Annotated in this window: 18 protein-coding genes; 14 read left to right on the top strand and 4 right to left on the bottom strand. The window is 61.8% G+C overall.

What is annotated here, in order from left to right:
- Positions 1-86: 86 nt before the first annotated feature.
- The 4 genes from sppA (at position 87) to FHT97_RS05830 (ending at position 2877) form a co-directional block, all read left to right on the top strand.
- Positions 87-1040 (top strand): signal peptide peptidase SppA, encoded by a 954-nt coding sequence (gene sppA / locus FHT97_RS05815; protein ID WP_183860507.1) that lies wholly within the window; start codon positions 87-89, stop codon positions 1038-1040.
- Positions 1041-1066: 26 nt separating this feature from the next.
- Positions 1067-1366, top strand: a complete 300-nt coding sequence (locus tag FHT97_RS05820) for an integration host factor subunit beta (protein WP_003544934.1) — start codon at positions 1067-1069, stop codon at positions 1364-1366.
- A 123-nt stretch (positions 1367-1489) separates the two neighbouring features.
- Positions 1490-1822: a lipopolysaccharide assembly protein LapA domain-containing protein gene (locus FHT97_RS05825; protein ID WP_183753204.1), complete on the top strand. Its 333-nt coding sequence runs from the start codon at positions 1490-1492 to the stop codon at positions 1820-1822.
- Positions 1823-1971: 149 nt separating this feature from the next.
- On the top strand, positions 1972-2877 hold the full coding sequence (locus tag FHT97_RS05830; RefSeq protein ID WP_183753205.1) for a S1C family serine protease: 906 nt from the start codon (positions 1972-1974) through the stop codon (positions 2875-2877).
- A gap of 18 nt (positions 2878-2895) precedes the next feature.
- Here FHT97_RS05830 and FHT97_RS05835 read toward each other — a convergent pair whose 3' ends face one another.
- Positions 2896-3369, bottom strand: a complete 474-nt coding sequence (locus FHT97_RS05835) for a GNAT family N-acetyltransferase (RefSeq protein ID WP_183860510.1) — start codon at positions 3367-3369, stop codon at positions 2896-2898.
- Between the two features lie 9 nt (positions 3370-3378).
- Positions 3379-3831, bottom strand: coding sequence for a carbon monoxide dehydrogenase subunit G (locus FHT97_RS05840; RefSeq protein ID WP_183860512.1), 453 nt, complete (start codon positions 3829-3831; stop codon positions 3379-3381).
- A 117-nt stretch (positions 3832-3948) separates the two neighbouring features.
- On the opposite strand from FHT97_RS05840, the gene FHT97_RS05845 reads away from it, so the two are divergent.
- From FHT97_RS05845 to FHT97_RS05865, 5 genes are all read left to right on the top strand, one after another.
- Entirely contained in the window at positions 3949-5055 is a 1107-nt protein-coding gene (locus FHT97_RS05845; RefSeq protein WP_183860514.1) for a class I SAM-dependent methyltransferase, read from the top strand.
- Positions 5045-5905: an RNA methyltransferase gene (locus FHT97_RS05850; protein WP_183860516.1), complete on the top strand. Its 861-nt coding sequence runs from the start codon at positions 5045-5047 to the stop codon at positions 5903-5905. The genes FHT97_RS05845 and FHT97_RS05850 overlap by 11 nt, the downstream gene beginning before the upstream one ends.
- Positions 5902-6405 (top strand): signal peptidase II, encoded by a 504-nt coding sequence (gene lspA / locus FHT97_RS05855; RefSeq protein WP_183860518.1) that lies wholly within the window; start codon positions 5902-5904, stop codon positions 6403-6405. The genes FHT97_RS05850 and lspA overlap by 4 nt, the downstream gene beginning before the upstream one ends.
- A 55-nt stretch (positions 6406-6460) precedes the next feature.
- Positions 6461-8731, top strand: coding sequence for an ATP-binding protein (locus FHT97_RS05860; protein ID WP_183860770.1), 2271 nt, complete (start codon positions 6461-6463; stop codon positions 8729-8731).
- Positions 8732-8840: 109 nt separating this feature from the next.
- On the top strand, positions 8841-9716 hold the full coding sequence (locus tag FHT97_RS05865; RefSeq protein ID WP_183753217.1) for a GNAT family N-acetyltransferase: 876 nt from the start codon (positions 8841-8843) through the stop codon (positions 9714-9716).
- A gap of 54 nt (positions 9717-9770) precedes the next feature.
- On the opposite strand, the gene FHT97_RS05870 is transcribed toward FHT97_RS05865, so the two are convergent.
- Positions 9771-12056 carry an NADP-dependent malic enzyme gene (locus tag FHT97_RS05870; RefSeq protein WP_183860520.1) on the bottom strand — a complete coding sequence of 762 codons (2286 nt, stop codon included), beginning with the start codon at positions 12054-12056 and terminating at the stop codon, positions 9771-9773.
- A 111-nt stretch (positions 12057-12167) separates the two neighbouring features.
- Between FHT97_RS05870 and mutS the strand changes: the two genes are divergently transcribed.
- The 4 genes from mutS to murJ all read left to right on the top strand — a co-directional run bounded on the left by mutS (position 12168) and on the right by murJ (position 19785).
- Positions 12168-14900, top strand: coding sequence for a DNA mismatch repair protein MutS (mutS, locus tag FHT97_RS05875; RefSeq protein ID WP_183860522.1), 2733 nt, complete (start codon positions 12168-12170; stop codon positions 14898-14900).
- Positions 14901-14903: 3 nt separating this feature from the next.
- Positions 14904-15179, top strand: a complete 276-nt coding sequence (locus tag FHT97_RS05880; RefSeq protein WP_183860524.1) for a hypothetical protein — start codon at positions 14904-14906, stop codon at positions 15177-15179.
- Positions 15180-15284: 105 nt separating this feature from the next.
- A complete protein-coding gene (locus FHT97_RS05885) occupies positions 15285-18194 on the top strand; it encodes a [protein-PII] uridylyltransferase (RefSeq protein ID WP_183860526.1) in 2910 nt (969 codons plus the stop codon).
- Between the two features lie 10 nt (positions 18195-18204).
- Positions 18205-19785 (top strand): murein biosynthesis integral membrane protein MurJ, encoded by a 1581-nt coding sequence (gene murJ, locus FHT97_RS05890; RefSeq protein ID WP_183860528.1) that lies wholly within the window; start codon positions 18205-18207, stop codon positions 19783-19785.
- A gap of 15 nt (positions 19786-19800) precedes the next feature.
- Here the strand turns inward: murJ and FHT97_RS05895 are convergent, their stop codons facing one another.
- Positions 19801-20226 carry a DUF882 domain-containing protein gene (locus FHT97_RS05895; protein WP_183753229.1) on the bottom strand — a complete coding sequence of 142 codons (426 nt, stop codon included), beginning with the start codon at positions 20224-20226 and terminating at the stop codon, positions 19801-19803.
- Positions 20227-20931: 705 nt separating this feature from the next.
- Here FHT97_RS05895 and FHT97_RS05900 point away from each other — a divergent pair.
- Positions 20932-21327: a VOC family protein gene (locus tag FHT97_RS05900; RefSeq protein ID WP_183860530.1), complete on the top strand. Its 396-nt coding sequence runs from the start codon at positions 20932-20934 to the stop codon at positions 21325-21327.
- Positions 21328-21344 lie beyond the last annotated feature (17 nt).

The raw sequence follows: 21344 nt of genomic DNA on the forward strand, positions 1-21344 counted from the left end.
CGGAACGTGTAAAATCAACGTGTCCGAACGGCGCAATAGCCCTAAGGTTAGGGGTCGTGCGTGCTCGCCACCCCCTGGAGGAATTAATGGACAGTTCGATGATCGCCGATCGCCGCAGGCTTCGCCGCAAGGTCGGCTTCTGGCGCGTCGTCGCGGTGTTGCTGCTCGTGGCACTGGGCTTTGCCGCCTACAGCGCCTTCATCGGCGACGTCCCACGCAGCCGGCCACACGTCGCCCACGTGACCATTTCCGGACTGATCACCGATGATGACGAGTTGCTGGAGCGACTGAAGAAGATCGAAAAGAACGATGCGGTAAAGGCCGTCGTCGTCTCCATTTCCTCGCCCGGCGGCACGACCTATGGCGGTGAAAGGGTCTTCAAGGCTATCCGCGCCATCGCCGCCAAGAAACCCGTCGTCTCCGACGTGCGGACGCTGGCCGCTTCCGCCGGCTACATGATCGCGACTGCCGGCGACATGATTATTGCCGGCGACAGCTCGATCACCGGCTCGATCGGCGTGATCTTCCAATATCCGCAGGTCAAGCCGCTGCTGGACAAGATCGGCGTGTCGCTTGAAGAAATCAAATCCTCGCCCCTGAAGGCCGAACCCTCGCCGTTCCATCCGGCGAGCGAGGAGGCCAAGGCGATGATCAACAGTATGATCGTCGACAGCTATGGGTGGTTCGTCGATCTCGTCGCCGAGCGGCGCAAGCTGCCGCGTGATGAGGTGCTAAAACTGGCGGATGGCACGATTTTCACCGGGCGTCAGGCCTTGAAGGCCAAGTTGATCGATCAGATCGGCGGGGATGACGAGATCCGCGCCTACCTGGAGACGCGCAAGGTCAGCAAGAGCCTACCGGAGGTCGATTGGGACAAGCGAAGCAGCACACCCTTCCTGCTCGCAGACAGCGCATCTCAAATCCTGACACTGCTCGGCTACGACAATCTTGCCAAGGCGCGGGACCTTGGTGGAATTCTGCCCCAAAAGTTGCTCCTTGACGGGCTCCTTTCAGTTTGGCAGGTTGGCAATGACCAATAAGAAATCAATAATTTAAGGGGGCAGAAGTGATCAAGTCCGAACTGGTGCAGATTGTTGCAGCTCGCAACCCGCATCTTTACCATCGCGATGTCGAAAATATCGTCAACGCGGTGCTCGACGAGATCACCGATGCGCTCGCGGCGGGCAACCGCGTCGAGCTGCGCGGTTTCGGTGCCTTCTCGGTCAAAAATCGCCCTTCCCGTTCCGGCCGCAATCCGCGCACCGGCGATACCGTTTTCGTCGAGGAGAAGTGGGTTCCCTTCTTCAAGACCGGCAAAGAGCTGCGCGAGCGTCTCAACCCGGGACAGGCCGACGAAGAGGATTGATCCTCGCGATCACGACTGCCTGCGGCAAGCCTGCACTTGAACTTGGCTCTCGGCCCACTATCCTGCTGACCAGATCAAAGCGCTACGCCAAAGGCGGTGGGCGTTGAAATACGGAGGCCGAGCATGGCGAAAAAGATCACCAACCTATTGATTTTGCTGCCACTCGGAATCATCCTCATTGTCTTCTGCGTCGCCAACAGGCAGGTGGTTACGCTCGCATTCAATCCCTTCCTGCCGGAAGACCGCGTGCTCTCGCTGTCGGCGCCATTCTTTGTATTCATCTTTATCGCGCTGATCATCGGCATGGTCGTCGGTTCGGCTGCCACCTGGTTCAACCAGAGCAAATATCGCAAGCGCGCTCGCACCGAGGCTAAGGAAGCGGTTCGCTGGCAGGCAGAGGCGGATCGGCACAAAAACCGCGCCGAGGAAATTGCCGGACAGCTGCCGTCGCGGTGACAGCTCGCCCGAAGCGAGGCTGAAATTCGGCGGGGCAAGCACTTGCAGCCATCGCCCCAGCTTCATAGCTATACAAAGTAGACCCGCTGCACATCTGCTAGGCACAGTCGTTCTACGACACACGCGCGGCGCCTTGCGAGGATGAGACCATGAATATCGACGAAATCCTGCGGTCAGTCGTGGCCGTCCGCTCATCAATTCCCGAAGACGCCTTTACAGCAGGCACACTTGGCACACGCCGCGAAGGCAGCGGCGTCGTGATCAACTCATCCGGGCTGGTCCTCACCATTGGCTACCTGATCACCGAAGCCGAGGAAGTCTGGCTGACGACGCTTGACGGGCGGGTGATCGCAGCCCATCCGCTCGCGTATGATCAGGAGACCGGGTTCGGCCTGCTGCAGGCTCTCGGCGACCTCGGCCTGCCGGCCCTGGAATTCGGAAGCGGGACCGGAGCCGGCCTCGGTGATCCCGTCGTATTGGCGGATGGCATCGGCCAATTCGTGGAGGCGAGGATCGTTGCAAAGCAGGAATTCGCCGGCTACTGGGAATATCTTCTGGATGAGGCAATCTTCACCACGCCTGCGCACCCGTCCTGGGGCGGCGCCGCCCTGATTGATGCCGAGGGCAAGCTGCTTGGGATCGGTTCGCTGCGTTTGCAGATGAGCCAGAACGGCGAGGTCGCCGACATCAACATGATCGTGCCGATCAACCTGCTTCCACCAATTCTGGACGACCTGATGACGCGCGGGCGCGTCAACAAACCGCCGCGGCCGTGGCTTGGAGCCTTCTCGGCGGAAAGCAACGGCGATGTGATCGTGATGAGCGTCGCTGAAGGCAGCCCCGCGGATACCGCCGGCCTGCGGCGAGGTGACATCATTTCCGAAATCCGCGATGGCGAAGTCGATGGACTTGCCGATTTCTATCGCAAGGTCTGGAGCAGCGGTCCGGCGGGCGCGGAAATCCCGATGCGCGTGCTGCGTGATGGCCGGGAGGCGTGGCTGCGCATCAGGTCCGCCGACCGCAATCAGTTCCTGAAAAAGCCGCAGTTGCAATAGGGTCGGAGACGCGTGGTTCTACGCGTCTGGATAAAAACTCATCTCCTCGTAGTCGCCTTCCGCCGATGTGCCTGATCCGGTGACGACGAACCCTTTCGAACAATAGAAGGCCTTGGCGCGGTTGTTCTTCACCAGGCATTTCAAGCGATACTTGTTATGCGGCCAATCGGGGAGCGCCGCGAGCAGCGCGGCACCGGCGCCCTGCCCCTGCCAGGATCTGCTGACATAGAGCATGTGAATGAAATCGTCCGGCGGCCACAACGTCATGAAGCCGGCGATTTCGCCGTTTGGCGCCTCCGCGAGCCACAGATGTTCGCCCTGTGTGTGGGCCCTGAAATCATCGTGGCGGAAGCTGGCTGGATCGACCCACGCAAAGGTCTCGCGGCGCACGGCGAGATAAATGTCTGCCAGAGTTTCCAGATCCGATTCCCGTGGCGATCTGATCGTCCACTTGACGGATTGCGGCTGCGTCTGAACGGAGAGATCTGTCAATTCCGACCCTTATTCTGCGGCTTTGGCACTGACGGCGGCGTTGAAACTCGAGAAGAACTGCTGCGCCAGCTTCGTGGAGGTCGAGTCGATCAGTCGTGCGCCGAGCTGCGCGATCTTTCCACCGACCTGGGCTTTTGCTTCGTACTGCAGGACCGTTTCGTTGCCCTCGTCCTTCAGCACCACATCGGCGCCACCCTTGGCAAAGCCGGCGATACCACCTTTGCCTTCGCCTGAGATCGTGTAGCTTTCCGGCGCGTTGATATTGGAAAGCGTGACCTCTCCGTTGAAGGTTGCCGAAACCGGACCGATCTTGATCTTGACCACAGCCGTCAGCTCGGTTGGGGACTTCATTTCCAGGCTCTGACAGCCCGGAATGCACTGCTTCAATATCTCCGGGTCATTGAGCGCTGCCCATACGACATCGCGAGGCGCGGTAATCCGTTCTTCGCCGGTCAAGTCCATCCGAAATCCTCCCATTTCGACCTGCCTCAATTTATCACAGCCCGAAAGCGCTTTGCCAAGGTGAAACAGGATGCTATTTGCACGAGTTCTATCGAATTGAAGCACGCGGAAAATCACGTGAGACAGAAAGAACGCCGGCCTGGCCAGAAATCCGCCGCCGGCCCCTCGGGCGGACGCCGCCCTGACGATCGCGGCCAGCGGCCGATAAAGCCGGCAGCGAAGCCAGCGCCAGTTCGTGAGAAGGTGCGCGAACCGGCTTCCGTGCCGACGGCAATCGACCGGCCGCTGATGGTGCGCACTGGCGAACGTCCGGCTGAACGCGTGCCCGTTATCCTCGAGTCCCTCGGCGCAGGCGACTTCCATCTGATCGACAGTGGCAATGGCGAGAAACTGGAGCAATACGGCCCCTACCGGATCGTGCGCCCGGAGGGCCAGGCATTGTGGCAGCCGTCCTTGCCGAAACAGGCCTGGGAGAAAGTCGATGCCGTCTTCACCGGCGACACCGACGAGGAAGGCACCGGGCGCTGGCGCTTTCCCAAGGAAGCGCTCGGCGAGACTTGGCCGCTTAATCTGCTCGGCGTCGATTTTCTCGGCCGCTTCACCTCTTTCCGCCACGTCGGCGTCTTTCCCGAGCAGATCGCCCACTGGACCTGGATGAAACAGCAGGTCGAGGCCGCCAAGCGGCCATTGAAGGTTCTGAACCTGTTCGGCTACACCGGTGTCGCCTCGCTCGTCGCCGCCGCTGCGGGCGCCGAGGTTACGCATGTCGATGCTTCCAAGAAAGCGATCGGCTGGGCACGCGAAAACCAGGCGATGAGCGGACTGGAAAAGGCGCCGATCCGCTGGATCTGCGAAGACGCGATGAAGTTCATCCTGCGGGAAGAACGCCGCGGCAACACCTACGACATCATCCTCACTGATCCGCCAAGCTTCGGCCGCGGCCCGAACGGCGAGGTTTGGCATCTTTTCGCCCACCTACCGCTAATGCTCGACATCTGCCGCGAAATCCTGTCTCCGAAGGCTGTCGGGCTCGTGCTGACCGCCTATTCGATCCGCGCCAGCTTCTATTCGATCCACGAACTGATGCGCGAGACCATGCGCGGGGCCGGCGGTGTCGTCGAATCCGGCGAGCTTGTCATTCGCGAGGCCGGGCTGGACGGCAATAGGCCGGGCCGCGCCCTTTCCACCTCTCTCTTCTCCCGTTGGTACCCAAATGAGCCATGAACACAGGGGCCACGGCCCGCATAAGGTCGGGCACGTGAAAGAGGTCACTTCGCTCGCCAATCCTATCATCAAGGACATCAAGGCGCTTAGCGACAAGAAAAACCGCGAGCAGAGCGGTACCTTCATGGCCGAAGGGCTGAAGCTTGTCATCGATGCCATTGAACTCGGCTGGACAATCCGCACCCTCGTTTACGCCAAGGCAGCCAAGGGCAAGCCGCTGGTCGAGCAGATGGCGGCAAAGACCGTCGCCTCGGGTGGCCTGGTGCTCGAGGTCAGCGAGAAGGTGATCTCCTCGATCACCCGCCGCGACAATCCGCAGATGGTGGTCGGCATCTTCGAAAGCCGCTGGAAGCCATTGCGCGAGATCCACCCGAAGCCAGGCGAAACCTGGATTGCCCTCGACCGCGTGCGCGACCCCGGCAATCTCGGCACGATCATTCGCACCGCGGATGCTGCCGGCGCCTCCGGCGTCATCCTCGTCGGCGAAACGACTGATCCCTTCTCGCTGGAAACGGTGCGCGCCACCATGGGCTCGGTGTTTGCCGTTCCCGTTGCACGCGCCACGGCGGAAGAATTTATCGCCTGGAAGAAGCACGCCGGCGTTTCCGTCGTCGCGACGCACCTGGCCGGATCGGTCGACTACCGCACGATCGACTACAAGAAGAAGCCGGTGGTGATCCTGATGGGCAACGAGCAGTCTGGGCTGCCCGAGCATCTTGCAAAGGAAGCCGATGCGCTTGCCCGTATTCCGCAGCAGGGCCGCGCCGACTCCCTCAATCTTGCCGTCGCCAGCGCCGTCATGCTCTTCGAGGCACGGCGTCACCTTCTCTCACTCGACGAGGCCAAATGACCGAACAGACGCTAGAGCGCCCGACGCTGTTTGCCAGGCCGCTGCCGATCCTGATCTTCATCGTCATTGCCGTCGTGCTTGACCAGATCGTCAAGATCGTCGTCGACCGTACGCTGCCACTTCAGGAGCCGGTGCATCTAATCCCGATGCTGGCGCTCTACCGGACGTACAATCTCGGCGTCGCCTTCTCGATGCTCTCTGGCATGGACGGGTGGTTCATCGTCGGCATGCGCCTTGTTATCGTCGCTTTCGTCATCTGGCTCTGGCACCGCACTGGCAAGCAGCGCACCTTTGCTCATCTCGGCTATGCGCTGATCATCGCCGGCGCGCTCGGCAACCTGATCGACCGGTTCCTCTACGGGCATGTGATCGATTACATCCTGTTTCATACCGAGACATGGTCGTTCGCCGTCTTCAACCTAGCCGACAGTTTTATCACGATCGGCGCGGGATGCGTGATTCTTGACGAGCTGATACAACCTAAAAACGCAGACCGTTAAAATCCTAGCGATTTGCTGAAGGCATTTGGAACCGCCGTTGTGCTATCCCGCGACCATGCAAAGTCTCGGTCAATTGCACGAAAGACTTGCCGCCGCATTTGGGCGGCGTACCGCTCGTCGCCATGGCGCGTGGATTTTGGATGCTGTTGACCCGCAAACCGGGCTCGTTTCGCCACAACCCCATCGTCGCCGGATAGGCCGCAAGCTTCTGTCATGGTGGTTGGGCGGACTTGGGCTTGTTGCCGGTCTGATCCTCATTGCCATATCCAAAGCCGGTATTTCCCCGGTGCTTTCGATAGGGCTTGGCGTTGCCGCCCTATCCGCCATGGCCCTTCTTGCAGTCTTTTCGGCCACCAAACGGAGAAGCACGCGGAGCCCCTCGACTGGCGTTTCTCCCGCGTGGAGCCAAGGCGCGGTTCTCTTCGCCGATATCCATGACGCGCTTGGCGACATTACCGTCACACGCAGCATGGACCGGCGCATCGTCGGCGCCAACGAGATGTTCCGTCGGCTGACCGGTCGCCTCAATCCGGAAGGGCTGACCTGTGAGGAGATCGGGATCGCCTTTCGTCCGGGTCCCGCACCGCACCGCTTCGAGGTGGAGATCTCGACGCCTGAGGGCCAGCGCATCTACGTCTGGCGCGACGTCGTGACCCGCGATCCCGGCGACGGACGGCTGTTGCTGCAGAGCATCGCCCGCGATGTGACCGAAGAACGGCTAACAGCGCAGTCCCGCGAAGAGGCGCGGCAGAAAGCCGAATATAACAGTGCCGCGAAATCGCGGCTGCTTGCGACCGTCAGCCATGAAATCCGCACGCCACTTTCGGGCATCCTCGGCATGACGCACCTGCTGAGCGAGACCCGTCTGACCCAGGAACAGCAGAACTACCTCACCGGCATTCGCCAATCCGGCTATGCACTGACGCAACTGGTCGAGGACCTGCTCGATTTCTCGACGATTGAGGTCGGTCGTTTTCAGCTCCGTCCCCGGGCAGAATCTCTGCGCAAGCTGCTCGAGAGCGTGGTCGAGATGCTCGCCCACCGCGCCCACGAAAAGGGCATCGAGATCGGCGCAACCGTTTCCTCCGACCTGCCGGAACTGATGAGCTTCGATCCGGCACGCCTACGTCAGGTCCTGTTCAACGTCATCGGCAATGCCGTTAAATTCACGCAGGCGGGTGGCGTATTCGTGCGGGCATCCCAGCAGGGCAATGGTGTGCTGATCAGCGTCAACGACACCGGCCCCGGCATGACCGAGGAAGAACAGAACCGCATCTTCGGTGAATTCGAGCAGGGCGGAAGCACGGTCGACAAGAGTGCCGGGACGGGACTTGGTCTGTCGATCTCTGCCCGCATCATGCGCGAGTTCGGCGGCTCGCTCGCGGTCTCGAGCGAAAGAGGCACCGGCAGCGAGTTCAGCATCCGCTTTCCGATCGACATTCCGGAGGAAAACCGCGCGCGCCGGAATACGGTGCTTGCCGGCAGCGTCGTCCTGCTGCTGGCGCCACCCGGCGCGGCGTGCTTGGCGATTTCTGAGACGATCACAACGCTCGGCGGCGATTGCCACCTGGTCACTGATGGCGAGAGCGCGCATGCGATGCTGCTTGCCATGACGGCGCGCGGATGCCGGCCAACGGACATTATCGTCGACCACCGCATGTCGGGAGAATTTGCCGACCACCTCGCCGATCGCGCGGAAATCGCTGCACTGGGGCTGCGCAAGATCTTCCTGGTCAACCCCGAGGAGCGCAACGCCCATGCGCTCGACCTCTTCGACGCATGGCTGATACGGCCGCTGCGAGAGCAGTCGCTGATCGACGTATTGCGCGGCAGGATGCGCGGCATGGAGAAGCGTGACGCTCTGAACGACAACCAGCCTGGATTCAGCGTCGTCATCCCGGAGGCGGGCATCCAGAGCGGGCTGCGAATCCTGTTGGCCGAAGACGACCCGATCAACGCGATGCTCATTCGCGCCATGTTGGAGAAAGCCGGCCATACCGTCCAGCATGTCGACCACTTCGAAACGCTTCTCGACTGCGCGCTGTCGGAAGGAAGCGCACGCCCCGATATCGTCATCAGCGATCTTTCCATGCCGGGCGGCGATGGCATCGACATGCTTGGCCGGCTACGCGGACATGAGCGCCGGCTTGATGTTCCCCCGGTCCCGATCATCGTGCTGACCGCCGACAAGCGCGACGAATCCCGTAGACAGGTCTTGCTGAATGGCGCAAACCGCGTCATGGTAAAGCCAGTTGACCCGATAAGGTTGCTGACGGAAGTCCAAGCCGTTGCTGCGCTTTCGGCCCGCCGCGCGGAAGCACGGTAACCACCGAGAGACCGGCACGCTGCTTAAGTGTGACGGCGACATGATGTCACTTTCCTGTCGTACATAAGTGTTTTATGGCGTGTCAAAAGCCGGCAACGGGAGAATCGCCATGTCCGCAGACGCTTTCAATTGTGCCGCCGTCGCCGAGGTTCATCGGCCGTCGAGCACGCTTGCGCCAAAGGAAGGCGACATTCTCGGCCGCATCGGCAATCTCGAGACCCGCCTCGCCCGTAGTTCCAGCGAGATCGACGCCGCACAGGCCGTTCGCTTCCGTGTCTTCGTCGAAGAAATGGGTGCCGAGCTTTCACAGGAAGCCATGCGCCGCAAACGCGATTTCGATTCCTACGATGCGTTCTGCGACCATTTGCTCGTGCTCGACCGCTCGATCGAGGGCGACAGCGAGGACCAGATCGTTGGCACCTATCGCCTGCTCCGGCAGGAAGTTGCCATGGCAAACGGCGGCTTTTACTCGGCTTCGGAATTCGCCATCGACGAGCTGCTGGCCCGCCACCCGGATAAGCGGTTCATGGAACTCGGCCGCTCTTGCGTGCTGCCTGATTACCGCACCAAGCGTACGGTCGAGCTTCTGTGGCAGGGCAACTGGGCCTATGCGCTGAAGCATGGCATGAGCGCCATGTTCGGCTGCGCGTCCTTCCCGGGTATCCATCCGGAAAGCCATGCGCTGGCACTTTCCTTCCTGCATCACAACGTCGCCGCCAAGGACGAGTGGGCGGTCAGCGCCCTTCCGCATCTGGCTCGCGATATGGATCTGATGCCGGCCGAAGCCGTCAACCCGAAGCGGGCCCTGATGGCACTGCCGCCGCTGATCAAGGGTTATCTGCGCCTTGGCGCCATGGTCGGTTCGACCGCCGTGGTCGACAAGGCCTTCAACACGACGGATGTTCTGATCGTCCTGCCGATATCAAGCATCTCCGATCGCTACCTAAACTATTACGGCGCCGACGCCGGACGGTTCGCGAGCTGATTTCAAACGGATGAAAAGACGGAGCGGGAGGATGCCTCCCGCTCCGTCTTTATTTCACGATCCGGCCGTGTAGGCCGCGATCGCCGCCATGTTGACAATATCGGAATCCTTCGCGCCCATCGAGGTGATCTGAACGGCCTTGTCGAGACCGACGAGGATCGGGCCGATGACGGTCGAACCGCCGAGTTCCTGCAGCATCTTCGTTGAGATCGCTGCCGAATGGAAAGCCGGCATGACCAGCACATTGGCCGGCCCTGACAGACGGCAGAACGGATACTGCTCCATCACCCTGCGGTTCAGCGCCACGTCAGCCGCCATCTCGCCGTCATACTCGAAATCAAGGCGACGCTTGTCGAGGATCTTTACAGCCTCGCGCACACGCTCGGAGCGTTCGCCCGACGGGTGGCCGAAGGTCGAATAGGCCAGCATGGCAACACGCGGCTGATAGCCCATGCGACGCGCAAAGCCTGCGGCCTCGACAGCGATATCAGCGAGCTCCTCGGCGTTCGGCATGTCATGAACCGCCGTATCGGCGACGAACACTGTTCGGCCGCGGCAGAGCGCAATCGATACGCCGATCACGCGGTGCCCCGGCTTCATATCGATGCAGCGGCGCACGTCTTCGAGCGCCGTCGAATAGTTGCGGGTGATACCGGTGACCATTCCGTCGGCGTCGCCAAGCGCCACCATGCAGGCGGCGAAGTGGTTGCGGTCCTGGTGGATCAGGCGCTGGGCATCGCGATGCAGGTAGCCCTTGCGCTGCAAGCGCGCATAGAGATAGTCGACATAGGTTTCGACGCGGGTGGAGATGCGCGCGTTGACGATTTCCAGCCCCGGCCGATTGAGATCGATACCGGCGCGTTCCGCGGTCGCTTGAATCAGGTCCTCGCGGCCAAGCAGGATTGCCGTCCCGAGTTCCTGGTTGGCATAGGACATTGCTGCGCGCATGACCTGCTCTTCTTCCGCTTCCGCAAAAACCACCCGCTTCGGGCGGCGGCGTACGCGCTCGTAAAGGCTCGCCAAGGTCGAGGCGATGGGATCGCGACGGGCGGACAGCTCGCGGGCATAAACTGCCATGTCGGCGATCGGCTTGCGGGCGACGCCGCTATCCATCGCTGCCTGCGCCACGGCAACTGGGATCGCCGAGATCAGCCGCGGATCGAACGGCACCGGAATGATGTACTGCGCGCCGAAGCGCGGGCGGTTGCCCTGGTAGGCGGCAACGACATCGTCAGGCACGTCCTCGCGGGCGAGGTTTGCCAGCGCCTCGACGGCCGCAATTTTCATGGCGTCGTTGATCGTGGTCGCACGAACATCGAGCGCGCCGCGGAAGATATAGGGAAAGCCGAGAACGTTGTTGACCTGGTTCGGATAGTCTGAGCGACCGGTTGCCATGATGGCATCGTCGCGGACGCGCGCGACCTCTTCCGGGGTAATTTCCGGATCGGGGTTGGCCATGGCAAAAATGATCGGACGATCGGCCATGGAGCGGATCATCGTCTCCGAGAAGGCTCCCTTCTGCGAGAGGCCGAAGACGACATCCGCGCCCTTCATGGCCTCCTCGAGCGTGCGTGCCTTGGTCTTGACCGCATGCGCCGATTTCCATTGGTTCATGCCCTCAGTGCGGCCCTGATAGATCACACCCTTGGTATCGCAAAGAACGATATTCTCGGGGGCGAAGCCCATCGCCTTGATCAGTTCGACGCAGGCGATGGCGGCGGCACCGGCACCATTGCAGACGAGCTTCGTCGTCTTCAGGTCGCGACCGGTCAATTCCAGCGCGTTGATGAGGCCGGCAGCCGCGATGATCGCCGTCCCGTGCTGGTCGTCATGGAAAACAGGAATGTCCATCAGCTCGCGCAGGCGCTGCTCGATGATGAAGCAGTCGGGCGCCTTGATGTCTTCGAGATTGATGCCGCCGAAGGAAGGTCCGAGGAAACGCACGCAATTGATGAATTCGTCGACATTCTCGGTGTCGACTTCGAGGTCGATCGAGTCGACGTCGGCAAAGCGCTTGAAGAGCACCGACTTGCCCTCCATCACTGGCTTCGAAGCCAGTGCGCCGAGATTGCCGAGGCCGAGGATCGCCGTGCCGTTGGAGATGACCGCAACCATGTTGCCGCGCGTGGTGTAATCATAGGCGGTCGCCGGATCGGCGGCGATTGCCTTCACCGGAACGGCCACACCAGGCGAATAGGCAAGCGACAGATCGCGCTGCGTCGCCATCGGCTTCGTGGCGTTGATCTCCAGCTTTCCGGGCCGCCCCATGGCGTGGAACTCAAGAGCCTCGTTGTCGGTTACAGATGTAACCGGCCGCTGCTTCTTCTCGGTATCGGGCATTTTTCCTCCAACGTCTTGTGGGTGACGCCTTGCTCTTCCTCAATCGCAGTTGTCATCTATAGCGGCGGGCAGCTAGGGTTGGCACCTCTTTTTTGGAAAAAATGCATCTCCGTGAACGAACGAATAGACACTGGAATAGAAGCCTTTTCGGCTGCCGAACTGGCCACGGAAGAAAGCCGTGCCTCGGCAACGCCGATGATGGAGCAATTCATCGAGATCAAGGCCAACAACCCTGACTCGCTGCTGTTCTATCGCATGGGCGATTTCTACGAGCTGTTCTTCGAGGATGCGCTGGACGCTTCGCGTGCGCTCGGCATCACGCTCACCAAGCGCGGCCAGCACATGGGGCAGGACATCCCGATGTGCGGCGTGCCGGTGCATGCGGCCGACGACTATCTGCAGAAACTCATTGGACTCGGCTTCCGGGTTGCCGTCTGCGAGCAGGTTGAAGACCCGGCCGAGGCCAAGAAACGTGGCTCGAAATCGGTGGTGAAGCGCGACGTGGTCCGCCTGGTGACGCCGGGCACGATCACCGAGGAAAAGCTGCTTTCACCATCGGAATCGAACTATCTGATGGCACTTACCCGGATTCGCGCCGGCGCCGAGCCTGTGCTGGCGCTTGCGTGGATCGACATTTCGACCGGGATTTTCCGGCTGGCCGAGACTGAAGGCTCGCGGCTGCTTGCCGATATCCTGCGTATCGACCCGCGCGAACTGATCGTGCCCGATACTATCTTTCACGATCCCGAACTGAAGCCTGTTTTCGACGTGCTGGGTCGCACCGCCGTTCCGCAGCCGGCTGTGCTCTTCGACAGTGCCACGGCCGAAGGGCGGATCGCACGCTACTTCAATGTCTCGACACTCGACGGCTTCGGCACCTTTTCGCGTGCCGAGCTTGCTGCCGCTGCTGCGGCCGTCGCCTATGTCGAGAAGACGCAGATCGCCGAACGGCCACCGCTCGGACGGCCGGAGCGCGAGAGCGGCGCGTCCACGCTGTTCATCGATCCGGCGACCCGCGCCAACCTCGAACTTGCCCGCACGCTGTCAGGCGATCGCAACGGCTCCCTGCTGAAGGCGATCGACCGCACCGTCACCGGTGGCGGAGCACGGTTGCTTGCCGAACGGCTGATGTCGCCGCTGACCGATCCCGTCCGCATCAATGAGCGTCTGGATTCCATCGGCTTCCTGATGGAGGAGCCGTCGCTTTGTGGCGACCTGCGCCACCATCTCAAGCATGTTCCGGACATGCCGCGCGCGCTCTCGCGCCTGGCGCTCGACCGTGGCGGGCCCCGCGACCTTGCCGCCATCCGCCAAGGTCTGAATGCTGCGGGCGATATCGGTCGGCTGTTGTCCGACGCGCTGCTGCCGGAAGAACTGCAGCTTGCGCTTTCCAGCCTTCAGGCCCTGCCCTCCGGCCTTGCGATACTGCTTTCCGAGACGCTCGGCGACGAGTTGCCGCTATTGAAGCGCGATGGCGGCTTCCTGCGCGACGGTGCCAATACCGAACTTGACGAGGTCAGGGCGCTTCGCGATCAATCGCGTCGGGTGATTGCCGGCCTGCAGCTGCAATATGCCGAGGAAACCGGCATCAAGTCGCTGAAGATCAAGCACAACAATATCCTTGGCTACTTCATCGAGGTGACCGCCGGCAATGCCGGGCCGATGACCGATACGCCCGAGGCCAAGGGGCGCTTCATCCACCGCCAGACGATGGCGAACGCGATGCGCTTCACGACGACCGAGCTTGCTGATCTGGAAAGCCGGATCGCCAATGCGGCCGACAAGGCGCTCGCGATCGAACTGGCGGCCTTCGACCGCATGACGGATTCCGTCGTAGCCGAAGCGGAGGCAATCAAGGCGGGCGCCCGCGCACTGGCCGTCATCGACGTTGCTGCTGGCCTGGCGCTGCTTGCCGACGAACAGGCCTACTGCCGACCACTCGTCGATGGCTCGAAGATGTTTGCGATCGAGGGCGGCCGCCATCCGGTGGTCGAACAGGCGCTCAGGCGGCAATCGTCAGGCCCGTTCGTCGCCAACAACTGCGATCTCTCGCCCGTTTCCGACGGCAAGGATGGCGCGATCTGGCTGCTGACCGGCCCGAACATGGGCGGTAAGTCGACCTTCCTGCGCCAGAACGCGCTGATCGCGATCCTCGCGCAGATGGGGTCCTTCGTGCCGGCCACCTCGGCCCATATCGGCATCGTCGACCGGCTGTTCTCGCGTGTCGGCGCCTCTGACGATCTGGCGCGCGGTCGCTCGACCTTCATGGTCGAAATGGTCGAGACGGCGGCGATCCTCAACCAGGCGACCGACCGTTCCCTGGTCATTCTCGATGAAATCGGCCGTGGCACCGCAACCTTCGACGGCCTCTCCATCGCCTGGGCCGCCGTCGAGCATCTGCACGAAGCAAACCGCTGCCGCGGTCTCTTCGCAACCCACTTCCACGAACTCACGGTGCTTTCGGAAAAGCTTGCGCGGCTATCAAATGCGACGATGCGCGTGAAGGAGTGGGACGGCGACGTGATCTTCCTGCACGAAGTCGGTCCCGGTGCCGCCGATCGCTCCTACGGCATCCAGGTCGCCCGGCTTGCCGGCTTGCCGGCTTCCGTAGTGTCCCGCGCCCGCGATGTGCTGACGCGGCTCGAGGACGCCGACCGCAAGAACCCGGCAAGCCAGCTCATCGACGACCTGCCACTCTTCCAAGTGGCAGTGCGCCGCGAGGATTCCAATCGCGGTCCCTCGAAGGTCGAGGAAGCATTGAAGGGCATGAGCCTCGACGACATGACCCCACGCGAAGCCATGGACGCGCTCTACGAGCTCAAGAAGAAGCTGAAGCAGGGCTGACCGATGTTCATGGACCGGCTGTTCAACGAGACCCAAAGGCTTGCGGCGATCTTCAGCGCGCTTGAAGCGCTGCGGCTTGCCGACGAGCGCGGCAATCCGCGTGGCTGGGCCTCGCCGTTCGGCCTGCTGCAAATCATCCGCTGCTGCGCCAGGATTCTGGAACTCTCCTCCTGTGTCGCCAAAGCCGGCTACCGCGAGTGCGACCAAGAGACCCTGGAGGCGATCACCAGCGAAACGCGGCAGGTGCTCTATTCCGTGCGGGCGCAGATCGCCGCCTGATGGGTTGAAGCCGCAGGTTTCAGGCGCGGCAACACCTTTTCGCCAAAATTAAACGTTCTGCAGTAGGAAAGCCCGTGTCATCGGTGGGCAAAGAGGCTATAGCGCATGCAGACGAAACGAGAGGTGCAGCACGAAGCGGCTGCCCCGCGCGAAGAGGAAGCCGCCCCGCGCATGGCGACGACGAACGAAATCGATTTCTCCGATATCCTCGACACCGACTATCTCCGGAAGATGTGCGACGCGGTCGCCGAGGCCAACAAGACTCGGCCCGACGTCATGCGGTCGGATCTGCTGGCGATCCTCAAAAAGGCGAGCAGCGAGGGTCGGCAGAAGGCGCGCGAGCTGCTTTCGGCCGATGGCAGCGGCATCAATTGCGCCCGCCGGATTTCCTGGCTGCAGGACCAGATCATCACGGTTCTCTACGAGTTCGTCTGCGCGCACGTCTTCCCGAAGCAGAAGGACAAGTTCGCCGTCACCGCCGTCGGCGGCTATGGCCGCGACACGCTGGCGCCGGGCTCCGACATCGACCTCCTGTTCCTGTTCCAGCCGAAGCCGGCGGAGGAAACGCACAAGGCGGTCGAATTCATGCTCTATGTCCTCTGGGACATGGGCTTCAAGGTCGGCCATGCCACGCGCACCTTGGAAGAGTGCATCGCACTGTCGAAGTCCGACATGACTATCCGTACGGCTATCCTCGAGATGCGCTACATCTGCGGCCTGCGCGCGCTGGAAACGCAGCTTGAGACGCGTTTCGACAAGGAAATCGTCACCGGCACCGGCCCCGAATTCATCGCCGCCAAGCTTGCCGAGCGTGACGAGCGCCACCGCAAGGCCGGCGATACGCGCTATCTGGTCGAGCCGAACGTCAAGGAAGGCAAGGGCGGCCTGCGCGACCTGCACACGCTCTTCTGGATCTCGAAATACTATTATCACGTCCGCGACACGGCTGAGCTCGTGCCGCTCGGCGTCCTCTCCAAGCACGAGTATCACCTGTTCCAGAAGGCGGACGACTTCCTCTGGGCGGTGCGCTGCCACATGCATTTCCTGACCGGCAAGGCAGAGGAGCGGCTGTCCTTCGACATCCAGCGCGAGATTGCCGAAGCACTCGGATACCATGCGCGCCCTGGCCTTTCGGCCGTTGAGCGTTTCATGAAGCACTATTTTCTTGTCGCCAAGGATGTCGGCGACCTGACGCGCATTCTCTGCGCGGCGCTCGAGGATCAGCAGGCGAAGTCGACGCCGGGTCTGACCGGCGTCATCAGCCGCTTCGCACACCGCAGCCGCAAGATCGCCGGCAGCACCGAGTTCGTCGAGGATCGTGGCCGCATCGCGCTTGCAAGCCCCGATGTGTTCAAGCGGGATCCGATCAGCATCATTCGACTGTTCCATGTCGCCGATATCAACGGGCTGGAATTCCATCCGGACGCACTGAAGCGCGTCACCCGCTCGCTCAGCCTCATCGACAACAATCTGCGCGAGAACGACGAGGCAAACCGCCTCTTCATGTCGATCCTGACCTCGAAGCGCGACCCGGCGCTGATCCTGCGCCGTATGAACGAAGCCGGCGTGCTCGGCCGCTTCATCCCGGAGTTCGGGAAGATCGTCGCGATGATGCAGTTCAACATGTACCACCACTATACGGTGGACGAGCATCTGATCCGCACCGTCGACGTGCTCTCGGAAATCGACAAGGGCAAGGCAGACGATCTGCATCCGCTTGCCAACAAACTGATGCCCGGCATTGAAGACCGCGAGGCGCTCTATGTCGCGGTGCTGCTGCACGACATTGCCAAGGGCCGCCAGGAGGACCATTCGATTGCCGGCGCCCGCGTCGCCCGCAAGCTTTGCGCTCGCTTTGGTCTGTCGCAGAAGCAGACGGAGATGGTCGTCTGGCTGATCCAGGAGCATCTGGCGATGTCGATGGTCGCGCAGACCCGCGACCTGACCGACCGCAAGACAATCACCGACTTTGCCGATGTGGTGCAGTCGCTTGACCGGCTGAAGATGCTGCTGATCCTGACGATCTGCGACATCCGCGCCGTCGGCCCCGGCGTCTGGAATGGCTGGAAGGGCCAGCTGCTGCGCACACTCTACTACGAAACCGAACTGCTGCTTGCCGGCGGCTTCTCGGAAGTGTCGCGCAAGGAGCGCGCCAACTTCGCGGCCGAAGCGCTTTACAATGCGCTCTCCGACTGGAGCCAGAAGGACCGCAAGATCTACAGCAAGCTGCACTATCAGCCCTACCTGCTCTCGGTTCCGCTGGAAGACCAGGTGCGGCACGCCGGCTTCATCCGCCAGGCGGACAAGGCGGGCCAGGCGCTGGCGACGATGGTGCGCACCGACAGTTTCCACGCGATCACCGAGATCACCGTGCTCTCGCCGGACCATCCGCGCCTTCTTGCCGTCATCGCCGGTGCGTGCGCGGCGGCGGGGGCCAACATCGTCGATGCGCAGATCTTCACGACCTCGGACGGCCGCGCGCTCGATACCATCCATGTCAGCCGCGAGTTCAAGGACGACGCCGACGAGCTGCGTCGTGCCGGCACGATCGGGCGTATGATCGAAGACGTGCTTTCCGGCCGCAAGCGGCTGCCCGAGGTAATTGCGACACGGACCAAGAACCGCAAGAAGAGCAAGGCCTTCGTCATCCCGCCGTCGGTCAACATCTCCAACAGCCTGTCGAACAAGTTCACCGTCATCGAGGTCGAATGCCTTGACCGGCCGGGCCTGCTCTCGGAAATCACCGCGGTTCTCTCGGACCTTTCGCTCGACATTCAATCGGCGCGGATCACCACCTTCGGCGAGAAGGTGATCGACACCTTCTACGTGACCGACCTCGTCGGCCAGAAGATCTCGGGCGACAGCAAGCGCGCCAACATCACCGCACGCCTCAAGGCCGTCATGGCCGAGGAACAGGACGAACTGCGCGAACGGATGCCTTCCGGCATCATCGCGCAACCGACTCCTGTCCGGGCCGCGATGCAGACAGACAAGAAGGCGGATTCGCCCGCATGAGCCCAATCGCATGAGCCTCGTCAGAAAATTCGCCACCGTCGGCGGCGCCACCCTCGGCAGCCGCATCTTCGGCTTTGCCCGTGAAACGCTGATGGCCGCGGCCCTCGGCACCGGCCCGATGGCCGACGTCTTCTATGCCGCTTTCCGGTTTCCGAACCTTTTCCGACGGCTCTTTGCCGAAGGTGCGTTCAACGCCGCCTTCGTGCCGCTGTTTGCCAAGGAAATCGAAGCGAACGGCACTGACGGAGCCAAGCGCTTCTCCGAGGAAGTCTTCGGCGTGCTGTTTTCGGTGCTGCTGCTCATCACCATCGTGATGGAACTCTGCATGCCGCTGCTCGTGCGCTTCGTCATCGCGCCGGGCTTTGCCGACGATGCGGAAAAATTCTCGATTACCGTCCGCATGGCGGCGGTGATGTTCCCCTATCTGATGTGCATGTCTCTGACGGCGATGATGAGCGGGATGCTGAACTCGCTGCATCACTTCTTCGCCGCAGCCATCGCCCCGGTTTTCCTCAACGTGGTGATGATCGGGGCGCTGTTTTACGCGCTCTACACCGGCGCTGAACCGCTGCAGACAGCCTGGTATCTCTCCTGGGGCGTGCTCGTCGCGGGCATCCTACAGCTCGTCGTCGTCTATCTCGGCGTCCTGCATGCCGGCATGAGCATCGGGTTACGCTTTCCCCGCATTACGCCGAACGTCAAGCGGCTGCTGATCCTCGCGGTGCCTGCCGCCGTCACCGGTGGCATCACCCAGATCAACCAGATGATCGGCCAGGCGATTGCCTCCAGCAAGGAGGGTGCGATCGCCGCGCTTCAATATGCGGACCGCATCTACCAGCTGCCGCTCGGCGTCGTCGGCGTTGCCGTCGGCGTGGTGCTGCTGCCGGAATTGGCGCGCGCGCTTAAGGGCGGCAATCTGCGCGAGGCGGCGAACTTGCAGAACCGGTCGATGGAATTCGTTCTGTTCCTGACAATCCCGGCCGCCTTTGCGCTCTGGATCCTCTCCGACGAGATCATCCGCGTCCTTTATGAACGTGGCGCCTTCCATCAGGAAAACACGGCGATCGTCGGCTCCATCCTCGCGGTCTATGGCGTCGGTCTCCCTGCCTTCGTACTGATCAAGGCGCTGCAGCCGGGTTTCTATGCGCGCGAGGACACCAGGACGCCGATGCGTTTTTCCGCCGTTGCCGTTGGCGTCAACTGTGCGACGGCTTTGACGCTGTTCCCGTTCATCGGCGCTCCCGGCATTGCGGTTGCGGAAGCAACGGCAGGCTGGATCAGCACCGTGCTTCTGTTCACGACTTTGCTGCGCCGCGGTCACCTCATCTGGGAATGGGCGCTGGCGCGGCGTGCGGCGCTGCTGGTCGTCTCCGCGGCCGTCATGGGCGGCGTCATCATGTACCTTCAGCACCGCTGGGAGCCGTGGCTTGCCTCGAGCGCGCATTTGGCGACGAAGGTCGGCACGCTCGGCCTTCTGATCGTCATCGCCATGGCTGTCTACTTCGCGACAGCCTTCCTGATCGGCGGCGCGAACCTCGGCATGATCCGTCGCAACCTGAACCGCAAGCCGACCGCAAAGGTGGACGGCTAAGCGGTCCGGCATGCTTCAGCAATAGGTCCATCGTCGGCTGGGGCCGATGTCGACATGCACTATCCCGTTGCAGTAGCGGCCTATCCCGCCGATGCCGGGAGCCGAAGCGGCAATCGCGATGATCGTTCGTTCGGATACCCCGGGAATTCGAATGTCCGCGGCAGCGCAACTGCGATGCTGGGAATGCGATCGACCACGCGAGCGAAACCCGGAGGTTACGATCGGGCGGCGACCGGTCTTAGCGGCTATGTAGGTGAGAATGCCGCGCAGCTGCGGCGGGAAGCAGTTCGCCTGAACGCTGACGGTCTGCAGCGAGTAGGCGAGCGTTTCTTTGTGTTTGAGCGACGGGATTGTCACTCTTCTGACATTCTGCGCGTCGGCGCTGTCGAAACACGACAGACAGAACAGGCCGGCGAGTGCGATGGAAAATGCGGATTGCATGGTTCCCCTCCCCTCGAAATACGCCGCGGTGGCGCAATTTTTGGCGAATGGAAAGATCTCCCTAAAAATGGCCTTTTTGTGAAATTGTTTACCTACCGTTACGGAACATCGCCATAATTTACTGCTAATTGATAGGTTAGAAATACCTCAAAAGAGGTACGAATTTTCTGCTCGCAGAAATTTGTGAGACATATTCACAAAAAAAGAATCTCGGCAAATTTTCCCCGACATCTGGACCGATCCTAGAATTCGTCCCTCCTGTCGCGGATACACCGCAAGGCGTTGCGGCGAGGCGGGACCGGCGCGGGGGGTGAGGGTAGGACGCAAAACCTCATGCACCGGGTCCGCAGAAAATGGTCTCCCTCCGGGGACGGCGGCGATCGCGCGAATCCGGCGTCGAGTTGAGCCCCGGACGTGCCTGTGTGGCACACATGGCCCCCAGGGGAAGCAAAGCTTCCTCGGGCAAGGCGGCAGAGGGACCGGAGTTGCGGGCATAAACCGCCGAACGGGGCGCTGGGAAGCGCCATATTGTTTTTACTCCAGCGAGGCAATTTCCAGCGCCCCGTCCGAGTGAAGTGCAGGATCAAGCCACGGGCCGCAAGGACCGCGTGAGGGAAGCGCCGTGCACCGAACGCCGGCACCCGGCCGCCCTTGACCAGCCACGCATCCTTGGCGACAACACCACACCACGAATCGGAGCCTGCAATGTTCCAATCACTTTTCCTCGTGACCCTCGTCGTCGACGATTACGATCGTGCCAAAGATTTCTACTGCGGCGCGGTTGGCTTCGATTGCCTCCAGGACGACATTCAGCCCGACGGCAAGCGATGGGTGGTCGTCAAGCCGAAGGGCGGGGACGGTGCCGCCTTTCTGCTCGCGCGAGCTGCCAACGACCGGCAAACGGCGGCGATGGGCAACCAGGCGGGCGGGCGCGTCGGCTTCTTCATCAAGACCGACGATTTTGCCCGCGACCACGCGTCGATGCTGGCGAAGGGCGTGCAGTTTCTCGAGGCGCCGCGGCACGAGGTTTACGGCACAGTCGCCGTCTTTGCGGATCCTTATGGCAACACCTTCGATCTGATCGAACACGCCGCAGGCTGAACCCCTTGATTGCGCTG

Origin of the sequence: Rhizobium sp. BK399 (assembly GCF_014194695.1) — a bacterium.
GTDB lineage: Bacteria > Pseudomonadota > Alphaproteobacteria > Rhizobiales > Rhizobiaceae > Rhizobium.